Here is a 17,178-nt window from a genome sequence, read left to right as displayed (position 1 = left end):
GTTTATTAATTTTATAAATATATAACTATTTTTAATGAATTTAGTTAAAATTCACTGATTTTTAAAATAAACCTTATTAAATTAGATTTTTAAGTATTCAATATTGTTTAAATATAGCTTCAATTAAAAATAATTATTAAATTAAATAAATCTTAATATCTGATGTATCCTCTGGCCATTCAATACATAATTTATTATATCCTTTTTTTAATTGTATTGGGGGATTATTTAAATTATCATATTCTGTATTTAATTTTATATTTTTTATTGTATTATCAGATAATTTTAAATTAGTATTAATATTATTAGATGAAAAACTTAAAATACAATCTTCAGGCATTGTTAAAAATATTGTTCTTTTTGAACCAGATCCAGAAGCATAAACATCATTAATTCCATTAACAATTTCAGATAATTCTGCCTTTGTATTATATGTCTGTGTAACATCAATTGTATAATCTAGAGAATCTGAAATTAGTGGAATAAAAATTAAAGTAATTAATGTTATTGATATTATAAAAATAAATAAGTATTCAATAGATAATTGGCCTTTATCTGATTTTATAAATTTCATATAATCACGTATTTAAATTAAGTTAAATTTTTACTTAAATATTATTTTATTAATCAAATTATGCTAATTATTAAATTACCATAAAATAAGGTTATAATATATCCAATACATATTATTGGAGCAAATGGAATTCCAATTTTTATAAAAACATTAGGTTTAATTAAATCTTTATTTTTAAGTTCTTTTAAGAGTTTAATATCTTTATAATTTAAACCTGCAGAACTTTGAGATTTGATAATGTATTCTTCATTAAATTTTTTTAGGTATAAATTATTTAAATCATCTAAATTATTTAAAATAAAATCATATGCTTCTTTACTATTAAAATTAGTTTTATCTAAAATCATACCTTTTTTTAAATTATTTATTGGAACAAGGTAAGTTGAAAATCTATTTGTTGAATTAAATATATTAAAACTTAATATTTCATATTTTATTTTATTAAATAAATTATCATTATTAGATCTTAATTTAAAAATTGAAATATATATAAAAATAAAAGGAAAAGCAATTAAAAGGCTATTTATTATTAAATCTAGTGTAAATGGCCAAAAATTTGATAATTTATAATAATTTGATGGAATCATAAATGCTATACCAGTAAGTAGTTTAACATCACCACCTGCCCATAAACCTAATATCCATAAAATATATGATATTATGAATATTGATATACCTGATATTAATGAGGAACTTATAAAATATGGATTTCTATAAAATATTGTAAAAAATAAACTGAGAACTATACCTAATATAATTAGAATTAAATTTAGTTTATTACTAATAATATTATATTGTATATCTGTATATGAAGCAATAATAGTAGCAATTAAAACTACAATTACTGGAATAATGAATAAATCCATGTATAAAACTTATAATGTGATTCAAAAATAACTTAATTATATAGTCTTAAATTAAAATATTAATTTAAAGTTTTTTAGTGTTTTAAAAATTTTTTTATTAATTTATTATAAGTAGTAGATTTAATTTTAATTTTATTGATAGTAAAATTAATTAGTTTAAATTATTTATTTGTAGTATAACTAATTTTATTTTAATTAATTGTATTAATATATAGTTAATTTTATTTTTAATTGATTTTATAATCTTATAATTATTTTTTAATTATTATATTAATTAAATTTAGTTTAAAATTAATATTATTTCTTTATTAAAATTAATTCTTTTTAAATTTATAATATGTACTTAAAATTATTAAAATATTAAAAATCAGTTTATTAAATATAGATAAAAGGAATATTAAAAATTAGTTTATAAAATCAGAAAGAATATAAAGAGTGAGAGGATGTACTCTTTATTTTATTCTTTTGAGTATTTATATGCAGCATCAACAAATGAAGTAAAGAGTGGATGTGGTCTATTTGGTCTGGATTTAAATTCTGGATGGAATTGACAACCAATAAACCATGGATGATTTGGAAGTTCAATAATTTCAACTAAAAAGTCATCAGGTGAAATACCAGATAAAACTAAACCTTTTTCTTGTAAAATAGCCCTATAATCATTGTTAAATTCAAATCTATGTCTATGACGTTCTTCAATTAAATCTTCACCTTTGAAGTAATCACTGAATTTTGAATATGCATCATAAGTTTTAGTACCTTTGACTAATTTACAATCATATCCTCCAAGACGCATAGTTCCACCCATTTGTTTAATTTCTTTTTGTTTTTCCATCATATCAATTACAGGGAACTTATTACCTTTATCAAATTCAGTACTGTTAGCACCTTCAAATCCATTACGTCTTGCAAATTGGGTAACCATGGATTGCATACCTAAACATATACCAAATATAGGTACTTCATTATCAATTGCATAATCTACAGCTTCAAGTTTACCTTCAAATCCACGACCACCAAATCCTCCTGGAATTAATATACCATCAAGTTGTGAAAGTACGTCCTTATCAAGATGATCAACATCTGCATTAATATATTCAATATCCATATTAACTCCAACATGTGCTGCAGCATGTTGTAATGATTCGCGAATACTTATGTATGCATCTTCAAGTTCAACATATTTACCAACAATACCTATTGTTACTTTTGGGGATTTAATTTCAAGTTTTTTAACAACTTCTCTCCATGAATCAAGTTTTGAAGAATCAGGTTCTATATTAAGACTTAATCTATTTACAATAAATTCTCCAACATTATTATTATCAAGTACAAGTGGAACTTCATAGATACTACTAGCATCAGGAGTATTAACTACTGCTTTTTCATCTACATCACAGAAATTAGAGATTTTTTTCTGAAGATCTTCATCAATTGGTGATTCTGATCTACATACAATCATATCAGGTACAATACCAGTACTTCTTAATTCTTTTGTAGAATGTTGAGTTGGTTTTGTTTTAAATTCTTTAGCTGCATTAAGATAAGGTACATAAGTTACATGTACAAACATAACATTTTCATGACCTTCTTCATTTCTTAATTGTCTTAAAGCTTCTAAAAATGGTTGAGATTCAATATCTCCAACTGTACCACCAAGTTCTACAAGAACAACATCATAATCTTTTTTACTAGCTGCAGAACGAATCATTCTTTTAATTTCATCAGTAATATGTGGAATAATTTGTACACATGCACCTAAATAATCTCCTCTTCTTTCTTTAGTAATAACTGATTTATAAACTTTACCAGTAGTAATATTTGCCATACCTGGAAGTTCAACATCTAAAAATCTTTCATAATGTCCTAAATCTAAATCAGTTTCCATACCATCATATGTTACAAATACTTCACCGTGTTGATATGGATTTAAAGTTCCAGAATCCCAATTAAGATATGGATCTATTTTTATAGCAGATACTTTAACTCCATAAGATCTAAGTAATCTACCAATTGAAGCAGAAGTTATTCCTTTTCCAATTGAACTTACTACTCCTCCAGTGATAATAATATATTTTGTCAGATTAATCCTCTCCAAAGTAATTATAAATTTTATATATAAATTATTATTTTAAAAATTTAACCTATTAAGGCCATTAATAATATTTATATTTCTGTTTATTTTAGTATATAAATTTAAAAAATTTATATAAAATATAAATAGGTATATAATATTATAAATTATATATAAATTCAAAATCATAGATTTTTATATTTTAAAGGTAATAATCTTGTATAATATGGATTTAGTAAATTATTAAAAATTTTGATTATTTGACTTTATTGAAATTTCTAAAAATTAAATATATCTTTTGTAATTTAATAATATGGGATTTTATATGATTAAATTTTTAAATAAGATATATTTTCAAATTATGGAAAGTATCATACTTCCATAAGAAGTTAAATTTTTAAATATGATATATTTTTAAACTATAGAAAATATCATACTTCTATAAAAAGTTAAATTATTAAATAAGATATATTTTCAAATTATAGAAAATATCATACTTCTATAAAAAGTTAAAATTTTAAATAAGTTAATTTCAATGAATCAATTTAAAATAATTAAATAAAAGGTAATATTATGGGATTGTTTGATTTTCTAAAAAAAGATAAAAGTAAAGATGAAGATAACCAATCAAATAATAATATAAATAATTTAAATAATGATTCTAATAATGAAGAAAAATATGATGTAGATGAACTTTTAGAATCAGATAAATTATCAGTTAAACAAAAACAGCAGATTATGTATAAAGAATTTGCTGAAAATTCAGAAAATAGAAATGAAAGACTTACAGCTGTAAATGAAATTATGGATGTTAATATGCTAAAAGATATAGCAATTAACTTTAAAGATAGATATTCCAGACTTCTTGCAGTTGCTAAAATACAAGATGAAGATATATTAACAGATATTGCAAAAAATTCAAAATATACTGATACTCGTGCTGCAGCATATCAACATTTAGGTAAAACAGATAAAGCTGCTGAAGAACTTTTAATTAGTAATAATAACAATAAACAATTTATCAATGATGCATTAAAAGATATTGATGATGAAGATATATTAACAAATATTGCAATAAAATCTATTGATAAAAAAGCAAGAAATTCTGCATTTAATAAGATTAAAAATAAAGATAATATTAAAAAAATTGCATTTAATTCTAATGATGAACACCTACGTAATTTAGCAATTAAAAATGCAGATATTGATAATGAAGAGGAATTAGAAGAACTCTTTACTAAAGAAGATTTAATAGATACTAAATTATATCTACTTAAAAAAATCAAAAATGAAAAATTTTTATTAAAAATTGCATCAGAAGATAAATCTGAGAAAATAAGACAAATAATAATATCTGAAATTAAAGATAATGATGCATTAATTAAACTTGGATTAAATACTAATCATTCTGATGTTAAGATTAAAGTTATGGAAAAAACACATGATGAAGATTTTATTAAAAACTTAGCATTAAATGATAAAGATAATTTTGTTAAAGATAAAGCAATAAAACTTCTTAATGATTTAAGTGTACTTGAAGATATTGCACTTAATGATGAAAATCCAATTATACGTAAAAATGCATCTCTTAAAATAGATAATGAAAATATACTTAAAAAGATTATTTTAAATGATAAAGATATTAGTGTTATTAAGGCAGTACTTGAAAATCCAAATCTTAAAGATGAAAAGGTTTTAAGTGAAATTGCAATTGAAAGTGAATTTTCAGAGATACGTAAAATCTGTACAAATAAAATAAACAATAAAGAATATCTTAAAGAGATTGCTATTAATACAGAATATGAAGATACAGCTAGATTTGCAGTAAATAAACTTGATGATGAGAAATTACTTACAGAGGTTATTGCAAAAACTAAAAATCAAAATATTGGAATTTCAGCAGTTAGTAAAATAGATACAGAAAGTATACTTGAAGTAATATTAAATAATTCACAATATGAAGAAGTACGTATTAAAGCATTAAATAAAATTAATAATATGAAATTAATTGAAAAGATTGCTAAAAAAGATAAGGATATTAATGTACGTGGAGTTGCTATTGACCGTTTACATAATACAAAATTATTAAAAGAAATTGCAAATTCTGATCCTAATGAGTTTATACGTGATAAAGCAAAAAGGAGATTATAATTATATTAGTTAATTACTATAATGAAAATTAAGTATATATAATTTATTAGTTAGTTTAAACAATTGTTATAATAAAAATTAAGTATATATAAGAACATATTAAATATTATTAGAAAATGTGGAGGTACTAATAATGGCAGAATATGATATTAGTAAAAATGCAGAATATGCATCAGTTATTAAAGAAAAATTAGGTTTAGATTCGGAAGTTGTTGCTATTAAATTCTTTGATGATGAAAATGAGATTCCAGCAAATATTGAAAAACTTGCTGAACCAACAAGACATTGTCAAATGGTTAAATATGCTGCAGATGGAAAAGCTTTCTATGCAACTAAAGATGAAGAAGCATGTAAAGGTGGATCTAGTGCAATTGGATTAGAAGATGCACCTAAAAAAGTTTCAAGTGGGGAAAAATACTTTGAACTTGGAAGATTCAAATCAATAGAAGAAAGTAAAGAATTGTATGAAGCTTTACCAAAACTTGATGTAAGACATAAAGGAGTTATTTATTGCCCTCTTAAAGATTCTGAATTTGAACCAGATGTAATTATATACTTTGCAAAACCATTAGCAGGTATGAGAACAGCACAAGCATTAGTATATAATAATGCAGAAAGATTTAATCCTAACTTCTCTGGTATTCAATCAGTATGTGGAGATGTATGTGCAGGACCTATTATTAATAAGAAACCTAATATGAGTTTAGGTTGTGATGGTTCTAGAAAAGCAGCAAAAGTTAAACCTGAAGAATTAGTTGTTGGTATTAATAAAGAAGAAATTGAACCAACAGTTGTTGCATTAAATAAAATTTTATAATTTCTCTTTTTTTTATTTTCTATTTTTTTAAATTTATTACATTCTTAGTTTTAGAATAAGTATTTATCTAATTTAAATAAAATTAAACTTAAAATCTTAGTTTTAGAATAAGTATTTATTGATTTAAATAATCTTAGATTTAAATTCTTAATTTTAGAATAAGTATTTATCTAATTTAAATAAATTTAAATTATTATATAACTTGTTTTACTATTTAAAAATCTCTTTTTAATTAATTTAATTAGTATTAAATGCTCTTTAAATTTTAATAAAAAAGTAAAAAAATAACTTTTATAAAGTTATTTAAATATTTTAATTTTTAAATATTAATTATTTAGATAAATTTTTATTAATAAGTTCTTTAGCAAGTGGAGTAATATTTTCTGAAAGGATTTCTTTTAAAAATTCACCAGTATAAGTTCCACTTTCTGCAACTTCTTCTGGAGTTCCTTCTGCAATTACTTCTCCTCCACCATCTCCACCTTCAGGTCCTAAATCAATAATATAATCTGCAGTTTTAATAACATCAAGGTTATGTTCAATAACAATTACAGTATTTCCTTTATCTGTAAGTCTTGATAAGACACTAAGTAAACGTTTAATATCTGCAAAATGAAGACCAGTTGTAGGTTCATCAAGAATATATAATGTATTACCTGTTGATTGTTTAGATAATTCTTTAGCTAATTTTACTCTTTGTGCTTCTCCACCAGATAAGGTAGTAGCTGGTTGACCAAGTTTAATGTAACCTAAACCAACATCATATAATGTTTGTAATTTTCTATGGATTTTAGGAATGTTTTCAAAGAATTCTAAAGCTTCTTCAACAGTCATTTCAAGAACTTCATAGATATTTTTACCTTTATAACGAATATCTAATGTTTCTTCATTGTAACGTTTACCTTTACATTCTTCACATGGTACATATACATCTGCTAAGAAATGCATTTCAATCTGTATAATACCATCACCATGACATGCTTCACATCTTCCACCTTTTACATTAAAACTAAATCTTCCAGGTTTATATCCTCTTGCTTTAGCTTCTGGTGTTTGTGAAAATAATTCACGAATTGGTGTAAATACACCAATATATGTTGCAGGATTACTTCTTGGAGTTCTACCAATAGGAGTTTGATCTATAACAATTAATTTATCAATGTTTTCTGCTCCTTCAATAGAATCATGTTCTCCAGCAAATGCATATTTATGATTTAAAATACCATTTAAACCTTTATTTAATATTTCATTTACTAAACTACTTTTTCCAGAACCACTTACACCAGTAACACAAGTAAATAATCCAAGTGGGAATTTAACATCAATGTTTTTAAGGTTATTTTGACGTGCACCTTTAACTGTAATAAATTTACCATTACCTTTTCGTCTTTTTTCTGGAATTGGAATAGTTTCTTTACGTGAAATATATCTTCCAGTTATTGATTCATCTGATTCCATTATTTCTGCAGGGGTACCTTGAGCAATAACTTTACCACCATGTTCTCCTGCTCCTGGACCAATATCTACAACATAATCTGCTGAAAGAATTGTTTCTTCGTCATGTTCTACAACAATTAAAGTATTTCCAAGATTACATAGATGATCTAAAGTATTTATTAATTTTCTATTATCTCTTTGATGAAGACCAATACTTGGTTCATCAAGAATATATAAAACACCTACAAGTCCAGAACCTATTTGGGTTGCAAGTCTAATTCTTTGAGCTTCTCCACCAGATAATGTACCTGATGATCTTGCTAGGCTAATATAATCTAAACCTACATCAACAAGGAATTTTAATCTTGCTTTAATTTCTTTTAATATTTCACTACCAATAAATTGTTCTCTTTTAGTAAGTTCAAGTTCATTAAAGAATTTAAATGAATTTTTAATAGACATTTCACAGACTTCAGCAATGTTTTTACCACCAACAGTAACTGCAAGAATCTCTGGACGTAATCGTCTACCACCACAAACATAACATTTTCTATCACTCATATATTTTGAAATATTTTTTCTATTCCAATTAGATTTAGTTTCAAAATATAATCTTTGAAGTCTTATAACTACACCTTCAAAACGTCTATTAACCATATATGAACGATTTCTTCTTTTAAAATTAAATGCTACTCTTTCATCAGTACCAAAAAGAATTATATCTTGGTATTTTTTATCCAAATCTTTAAATGGTGTATCCATTGAAAAACCAAAATGATTTGCAACTGCAGTTAACATTTGATGATAATAATTATCTTGATTTTTAGATTTACTCCATGGTACTACAGCACCTTCATTTAAAGATAAATTTTTATCTGGAACAACTAAATCAGGATCTATTTCCATTTTAGAACCAATACCTTTACATTCAGGACATGCTCCTTGTGGAGAGTTAAATGAAAACATACGTGGAGTTAATTCTTCAAAACTTAATCCACAGTCTACACATGCAAAATCTTCAGAATATAATTTTTCATATTCTTCACTATCTTTTGGTGAATATAGGACTTTTACAACACCTTCTCCAAATTTAAGTGCAGTTTCAAGAGAATCAGTTAATCTTCTTTTAAAATCAACAGTATTCCTTATTTTAAGCCTATCAATAACAATATCAATAGTATGTTTATTATTCTTTTTAAGTTTAATATCTTCTTCTAAATCTCTTATTTCACCATCTACTCTAGCACGTACAAAACCTTTTTCTCTAAACTCTTCAAAAACTTGATTATGTTCTCCTTTACGGTCTTTAATAATTGGAGATAAAACTTGTAATTTAAGATTTTCTCCTTCTTCCATTATAGATTCTGCAATTTGCCCTACAGTTTGATGTGATATTTCTCTACCACAATTTGGACAATGGGGAATACCAATACGAGCATATAATAATCTTAAATAATCATATATTTCAGTAATAGTACCTACAGTACTTCTTGGATTAACTTTAGTTGATTTTTGGTCTATTGAAATAGCAGGTGATAAACCTTCAATATAATCAAGTTCTGGTTTATCCATTTGACCTAAAAATTGTCTTGCATAAGAAGATAATGATTCTACATATCTACGTTGTCCTTCAGCATAGATAGTATCAAAAGCAAGTGATGATTTTCCTGAACCACTTAAACCTGTAATTACTATAAATTCATCTCTTGGAAGAGTTAAATCTATATTCTGAAGGTTATGTTCTCTTGCTCCTTTAATAACAATTTCTTTTTTATTTGACCTTCTTACCATATTTTCACCATTATTATAAAAATATAGACTTTGTTAAAAAGATATTTTTAAAAATTTAATTTTCTAAAGTCTATTTGTTTTCTAAATTTAAAAATAAAATATATTTTAAATTATAATGATTTTAACAAAGCTAAAATATAATATACCTAAAATAATAATTTAAAAATCTAAACTTCAAATTATAGAACACATCCAAAGTATAATATACTTAAGTAGTAATTTAAAAATCTAAACTTCAAATTATAGAACACATCCAAAGTATAATATACTTAAGTAGTAATTTAAAAATCTAAACTTCAAATTATAGAATACTAATTAGTATTTAATTCGTACATTATAAAACTATTCTTTTTATTATATTAAATTATAACATACTTTTAAGTTCAACTATTTGATCTCTTAATTTAGCTGCTCTTTCAAAATCTAAATCCTCTGCAGCATCAGCCATATCTTTTTGTAAATCTTTAATAAGAAGCCTAAGTTCATCTTTTGGCATTTTCTTAATTTCAGCAACTCTTTTAGAATCTTTTTCTTCTTTTTTATCTTTAAGTGTTCTTTCAGTAGATTTAGGTGTAATACCATATTTTTTATTATATGCCATTTGTATATGACGTCTTTTATCTGTAATATGTTTAGCATTTTTAACTGAATCAGTCATATTATCTGCATACATTATTACTCTACCATGAACATTACGAGCAGCTCTACCAATAGTTTGTATTAATGAAGTTTCACTTCTTAAAAAACCTTCTTTATCAGCATCAAGAATACCAACTAAAGCAACTTCTGGTAAATCTAAACCTTCTCTTAAAAGGTTTACACCAACAATACAGTCATATGTTCCACGTCTTAAATCATCAATAATTTCAATACGTTCAAGAGTATCAATTTCTGAATGAAGATAATGTACTTTAATACCTATTTTAGCATAATAATCAGTTAAGTCTTCAGCCATACGTTTAGTTAATGTTGTAATTAAAACACGTTCATTATTTTTAATACAATTTCTAACTTCACCAAGTAAATCTTCAACTTGATTTTCAATAGGACGAATAATAACTTCAGGATCAACTAATCCAGTAGGACGAATAATTTGTTCTACAACATTTGTACTTCTTGAAAGTTCATATTCACCTGGAGTTGCAGATACATATATAACTTGATCTACTGATTTTTCAAATTCATCAAAACGTAATGGTCTATTTTCCTTTGCTGAAGGTAATCTAAAACCATAATCAACAAGTGTCTGTTTACGTGCTCTATCACCATTATACATTCCACGAATCTGTGGTACTGTAACATGAGATTCATCAATAATAGTTAAGAAATTATCTGGGAAATATTTAAGTAATGAATATGGCATATCTCCCCATTTACGTCCAGATAAATGCATAGAATAATTTTCAATACCTGAACAATATCCTACTTCTTGAAGCATTTCCATATCATACTTTGTTCTTTGTTCTAATCTTTGAGCTTCAACATATTTACCTAAAGAATTAAGTTCTTTTAAACGGTCATCAAGTTCTTCATTAATATCTTGAAGTGCTTGTTCAAGTCTATCTTGTCCTACAATGAAGTGTTTTGCTGGGTAAAACATGTATCTATCAAGTGATTCCATTTTTTTACCAGTTACAGGATTGATAATTGAAATAGCATCAATTTCATCACCAAATAATTCAATTCTTACAGGTGGTGTACCATGAACAGGATTTACTTCAATAACATCTCCACGAACTCTAAATTGTCCTCTTTCAAATGCAATGTCGTTTCTTTCATACTGGAGGAAAATTAATCTTGATAAAATATATGCTCTATCAAATTCATCTCCTACTTCAATACCAAATGCAAATTCTCCATAATCTTGTGGTGAACCAATACCATAAATACAACTTACACTACTTACTACAATAACATCATCACGTGAAAGTAAAGATTGAGTAGCAGAATGTCTCATTATATCAATATCTTCATTAATTGATGATTCTTTATCAATAAATGTATCACTACTTGGGACATATGCTTCAGGTTGATAAAAATCATAGTAACTTACAAAGTATTCAACTGCATTTTCTGGGAAGAAAGCTTTAAACTCTTCATATAATTGAGCAGCTAAAGTTTTGTTATGTGAAATAATTAAAGTAGGCTTTTGAACCTCTTCAATAATATTTGCCATTGTAAATGTTTTTCCAGAACCAGTTACACCAAGTAATGTTTGTTCATGCATTCCTTTATTTACACCATCTACTAATGATTTAATTGCTTTAGGTTGATCACCTAATGGTTTAAATGGTGAATGTAATTTAAATTCTTTCATAATATCATAAATATATAAAATTATTGTTTAAACAGTCTTTCTATTATATACATATAAACTTAATGTGTTTAATATTAATTCTCTTTAATTAATAAAAATACATAATATATTATTCTCTTTAATAAAATTATATGGAATAATACTGTATAAATTTAATAAATCATATGGAATTAAAATTAAATTCTAAAAAATAAAAGTTTATTTTTGTTTTAATAATAAAATTATTTAATAAGTATTTAATAATTTTTCTATATTTACTATAATATATATTATATATTAAAAATTGCTTTTCCTAAGAGCATATGAAAACTAATATTTTTGGGTCTTGTTATTTTATATAAAAATTTAAAAAATACTTTAAAAAAGAAGTTTATAAATTAAATTTTAATGTATGGTTGCTTTTATAAATAAAATAAAATAAAATTATATAAATTAAAAATTAATCATCATTTTGAATTTTGAAATTAAAACTAACTGCATGATATGGTAAATCACAACAAGGAACAACACGTTGACATTTATATGATAATTCACCATATTGTGATAATATATCTTCAGCTTTATTATTAATTTCATTTACTACATCAGGTTTATGGATTCTAAAATTACCCATAAATGTAGTAGCATTAGCTAAATTTAAAACTGTTAATTTATCCATTACAAATGGAAGATCATATTCTGCTAAAAGTGTATTAATCTTTGATACAACTTCATCATTAATCTTGTTTTTTTCATCTTTTGATAACATATTATCCCTACACATAATTAATATCTATTATAAATATTTAAGAAAATAATATAAAGATTTTATTATTTAAGTTTTTAAATTATTAATTTATTTTATTTATAATAATATTTATAATCATTTTTATACTAAATATAGGTCTTTTGAAAGATTTATTTAAGTTTAACTAAGATTTATATCATTTTAAAGTGTTTTTAAGGTAAAATAATAAAAAAAGCTTTTATATACTAGTTTAATGTATTATACTAAAAAATTGTAGAAAAAAAGTTTTAATATAAAACTATTCTCTACCTTTTTTAAGTGATTGAACCATATCAATATTCCTAATTTTACTTGAAAGAATGATGTTTACAATTACTGATACTCCAACAACTATTATAAAAGATAATATGATAGTATTAGTAGAATAAAATATAGGATAATAATAATTTTCACCAGAACTATCTAATATTAATCTTAAAACATAGTAAGAGATAGGTAAACCTATAATAAAACCTATTATTGATAAAAATATACTTTTACTAAGATATAATTTTGATATATATTTAGATTTAAATCCAATAACTTTTAAGGTTGCAAGATCTCTTTTGGACTCTGTAAATGAAAGTATAGCTAAACTATATAATACAACTATTGTTAATAATACTGCAAATATAATTAATATTCTAATCATATCATCCATTGTTTTTACAATTTCTTGCCAACTATTCTGTAAATCAGATACAGAACTTACACTATTTATTCCTGAAAGATTACTATCAATATTTTTATCATAAGTTACAATTGTTGTTGGAGTGTAATTGATTCCTAATTCTTTAAGTTTATCTGGACTTATTATAAGACCTTGATTTGATGAGTCTGCATAAATTCCTGTTATTGTTGAATTTACCCATGTGTTATTTGTATAAATATGCCATTTTACAGTATCACCTACTTTAAGATTTAATAATTCAGCAGTCTTTTCAGAGATAAGTATACTGTTATTATCATATTTTATTTTTTCCATATACCTATTATTTGGCGTAATAATTCCAGTACTGTTATAAGAATTCAGATTAGTAGTTTTACTTATAGTATTATATTTAATCTCAATTTCTTTACTCATCACTTGTGTTCCATTATATCTTTCGCTTATTAAATTTATTTGATAATCAGTAATATTATCTTTAAGATTTATTTGATTATTATAATGATTTATACTACCATATTCCCATGATTCTACACTATTCATTGCATCTTCCATTCCTAATGAAGCAATAACAAGTATTGTACAAGTAATTATTACTACAATAGTAACCAATGTTCTTAGTTTACTTCGACTCATATCTTTAATATTCCATTTAATATTAAAGTTAAACCTCTTCCATAGTTTAGTATTATTAATAAATCTTAATTTAGATATTTTAGGAGCTTTGGGCATTAATGTTGATGATGGAGATTCACGAGCAATATTTTTAACAGTAAGATATGTGAATAATATAGCTAATATTAACATGATTAAAGGAACAATTACAAAACTCCAACTAAATCCTGGAGACCATACAGGTAAAGTATATGTTGTAGCCATTGAACTTTCAAATATTTTTGGCAATGTTAAAGGACCTAGAATACAAGCTAAAATTGAGGCAAATATTATTATAAATATACCATATGAAAGATAATGATTAATTATTGTCTTATTTTTAAATCCTAATGATTTTAATATTCCAATTTGTGTTCTTTGATTAGAAACAATTCTTGTCATTGTTGTAAGAAGTGTTAATAATGAAACTATAACAAAAATTATAGGAATCATAACACCCATCATTTTATGTTGATCTATCTCAGAACTTATTGTTTTATGACTTAGCTGGCTGTCTCTTGTTAAATAAATAGAATAATTACTACTTATAGTATTTAAGTCCTCTTGATACTTACTTGTATTTTCATTAGTTCTAATTAAAAGAGTATTATAATTTATATTTTCTTTAGGAAATGCTTTATATGACATATACCCAAATCCTTGAAGATGAAAATCAGGTATAAATGTTTTTTTAGGTTCTTCAAATACATATTCTGGTGAGTATCCAAGTCCACGTACTGTTTTTTCAATTATTATATTATTATATTTAAGTTTAATTTTATCTCCAATATGGATATTAGATGTATCTGCAAATCTTTTATCAAGCCAAATACCATTTTTATCATTAATATCAATATTTGGTCCTTTAATAGGATAATATTTGGAAATTGTATTATTTTCAATAAAATGCAGTTTAATATCTGGATTATTCTTCATATCACCTACTGTATTAATTACTAATTGTCTTTCTACTTGAATAGTAGAATCTAGATTATTAATTTTATTTATTGTAGAATTAGTAAATGTGTCATTATACACCCATACATTTGCCATATTAGTATCATTATAATACTTATTTAAATTAGTTTCAATCCCATATGCTTCTGAACCTACACCTACAAAGATATAAATTGCAAAAAAACACATTAAAAAAATTGCAATAAATTGTAATTTATGTTTAGAAATATCTCTAAGCATCTTTTTAAATAATAACATAATATAACCTTTAATTAATTTTAAATTCTTTATACCTACCAATCAATCTCTTCAGGAGTTTTTGGATTAGTATTAATTTTAATATTATCAATTTTTCCATCATTTAAATAAATAACTTTATTTGCAATTTCTGCAATCTTTTCATTATGTGTTACTACAACAACAGTTGTATTATCTTTAAAAGATAAATCATGAATAATTTTAATAATTTTAAAACCAGTTTTTGAATCTAAAGCACCTGTTGGTTCATCACAAAGTAATAAACTTGGTTTTTTAATAATTGCCCTTGCAATGGATACTCTTTGTTGTTCACCACCTGATAATTCTGATGGAAATTGATCTGAATGATCAAGTAAATCTACTTGATTAAGAGCATAATCAACATCAATATCTTTATCTATAAGTTCAGAAATTAAATCAATATTTTCATAAACAGTTAAACTTGGAATTAAATTATAAAATTGAAATATAAACCCAATTTTCTCTGCTCTAAACTTTGTAAGTTCATTATCATTATAATGGGTTATATTATTATCATCAATTATTATATCACCATAACTTACACTATCTAATCCTCCAAGAAGATTTAATAATGTTGATTTTCCTGAGCCTGAAGGTCCAAGAATTACTACAAATTCACCTTTATCAATTGTGAAATTTAATTTATTTACTGCATTTAAAACATGTTCTCCATTAACATACTCTTTTGTTACATTTTTGAATTCAATTACTTTATTCAATATTTCACCTCAATAAAATCTATATTATTTACAATCTTGCTAGAAAATCATTTAATTTAAATTTTTGATAGTTTTATAATAAGACATTTATAAAGAGATTTTAAATAATAAAAAAATCCACTTTAAGAAAAACATTTTATACAAAATCCATAAACAGATTTTAAATAATAAAAAATCCACTTTTAGAAAAACATTTTATACAAAATATAATAATTAAAAATAATTGTTTTATAAAACACAAATAAAACTAATCAATATTCTAATAAATAAAGTATTTTCTAAATTTTGTATAGACTTATTATATCATTAATAATATATAAATTTAGGTATACCTAAAAATTATATATAATATAAAAATAAAGAAAAAGTAATTTAAAAAAAAGACTCATCGAAATATAATTCATTTTAGAGTAAATTCTCTTAAATTTAATTTATAAGATTGAATAATATTTAAATACTAATTTTTAGAGCAAATTTAATAAAATTGATTTTTAAATATTAAATGCCCTTTAAATACTAATTTTTAGAGTAAACTATCTTAAAACTAATCTAAAGTAAAATATTATTTAAATTGATAAAACTTCAACAGACACAGTAAAAAATTAAATTAAAAATAGATGATTTAGACATTTATATCTTAAATAAAAAAAAGTTCTATAAAAAATATTAAATTTAATAATCTAAATTTTCTATAGAACCTAAAAATATAAATCTTTAGTAATTATTTTAAAAACAATTACTTTATCATAAATCTAATAAATTAAAGATAATATAAATCTTTTAGGGGCCTGAATTTTTCACATTTGTGATAGCTTTTGTAGGCCTGTTTTTGATGTATCGGAGTTCTGTATGAGTATTGTTCCTAATAATACATATAAATATAGGGTTTTTTCTACTGATTTTGGTGTAAATTTGTGTATTTTTCTCATTTCTAATGAATTTTTAAGTACTTTGAAATAATCTTCGATTTTACCTCTTATTGGTTTGTAATGTTTCCAATTCATGAGTTTACTGATTAATTCTTTTTTTAATCGTTTAAATAATCTTTTATTTTTATTTAATTGATTTTTATTTTTAAATATGTTTAATGAGTAGCTTAAAACATCATC

Annotated in this window: 10 protein-coding genes and 1 pseudogene; 2 read left to right on the top strand and 9 right to left on the bottom strand. The window is 23.6% G+C overall.

Annotated features, from left to right (window positions below):
• Positions 1 to 136: 136 nt before the first annotated feature.
• The 3 genes from T523_RS08730 to T523_RS02045 form a co-directional block, all read right to left on the bottom strand.
• Positions 137 to 574 (bottom strand): hypothetical protein, encoded by a 438-nt coding sequence (locus tag T523_RS08730; protein ID WP_052334604.1) that lies wholly within the window; start codon positions 572 to 574, stop codon positions 137 to 139.
• Between the two features lie 53 nt (positions 575 to 627).
• A complete protein-coding gene (locus T523_RS02050; protein ID WP_042707258.1) occupies positions 628 to 1,440 on the bottom strand; it encodes a prepilin peptidase in 813 nt (270 codons plus the stop codon).
• Between the two features lie 457 nt (positions 1,441 to 1,897).
• Positions 1,898 to 3,538 (bottom strand): CTP synthase, encoded by a 1,641-nt coding sequence (locus T523_RS02045; RefSeq protein ID WP_042707257.1) that lies wholly within the window; start codon positions 3,536 to 3,538, stop codon positions 1,898 to 1,900.
• A 549-nt stretch (positions 3,539 to 4,087) separates the two neighbouring features.
• Between T523_RS02045 and T523_RS02040 the strand changes: the two genes are divergently transcribed.
• Together T523_RS02040 and T523_RS02035 are read left to right on the top strand one after the other, a co-directional pair.
• Complete coding sequence (locus tag T523_RS02040) at positions 4,088 to 5,665, top strand: hypothetical protein (protein ID WP_042707256.1); 1,578 nt, start codon at positions 4,088 to 4,090, stop codon at positions 5,663 to 5,665.
• 133 nt (positions 5,666 to 5,798) lie between these two features.
• Entirely contained in the window at positions 5,799 to 6,482 is a 684-nt protein-coding gene (locus T523_RS02035) for a DUF169 domain-containing protein (RefSeq protein ID WP_042707255.1), read from the top strand.
• 330 nt (positions 6,483 to 6,812) lie between these two features.
• Here T523_RS02035 and uvrA read toward each other — a convergent pair whose 3' ends face one another.
• From uvrA to T523_RS02005, 6 genes and pseudogenes are all read right to left on the bottom strand, one after another.
• Positions 6,813 to 9,710 (bottom strand): excinuclease ABC subunit UvrA, encoded by a 2,898-nt coding sequence (gene uvrA, locus T523_RS02030; protein WP_042707254.1) that lies wholly within the window; start codon positions 9,708 to 9,710, stop codon positions 6,813 to 6,815.
• 364 nt (positions 9,711 to 10,074) lie between these two features.
• Positions 10,075 to 12,027, bottom strand: a complete 1,953-nt coding sequence (gene uvrB, locus T523_RS02025; protein WP_042707253.1) for an excinuclease ABC subunit UvrB — start codon at positions 12,025 to 12,027, stop codon at positions 10,075 to 10,077.
• 439 nt (positions 12,028 to 12,466) lie between these two features.
• Positions 12,467 to 12,775 (bottom strand): hypothetical protein, encoded by a 309-nt coding sequence (locus tag T523_RS02020; protein ID WP_042707252.1) that lies wholly within the window; start codon positions 12,773 to 12,775, stop codon positions 12,467 to 12,469.
• 277 nt (positions 12,776 to 13,052) lie between these two features.
• On the bottom strand, positions 13,053 to 15,371 hold the full coding sequence (locus T523_RS02015) for an ABC transporter permease (RefSeq protein WP_052334603.1): 2,319 nt from the start codon (positions 15,369 to 15,371) through the stop codon (positions 13,053 to 13,055).
• Positions 15,365 to 16,069, bottom strand: a complete 705-nt coding sequence (locus tag T523_RS02010; RefSeq protein WP_042707251.1) for an ABC transporter ATP-binding protein — start codon at positions 16,067 to 16,069, stop codon at positions 15,365 to 15,367. The genes T523_RS02015 and T523_RS02010 overlap by 7 nt, the downstream gene beginning before the upstream one ends.
• A gap of 797 nt (positions 16,070 to 16,866) precedes the next feature.
• Positions 16,867 to 17,178: pseudogene (locus tag T523_RS02005) on the bottom strand (hypothetical protein); the annotation flags it as partial.

It is taken from the genome of Methanobrevibacter wolinii SH (assembly GCF_000621965.1).
Classification (GTDB): Archaea; Methanobacteriota; Methanobacteria; order Methanobacteriales; family Methanobacteriaceae; genus Methanarmilla; species Methanarmilla wolinii.
This window is presented reverse-complemented; position numbering and strand designations above follow the sequence as displayed.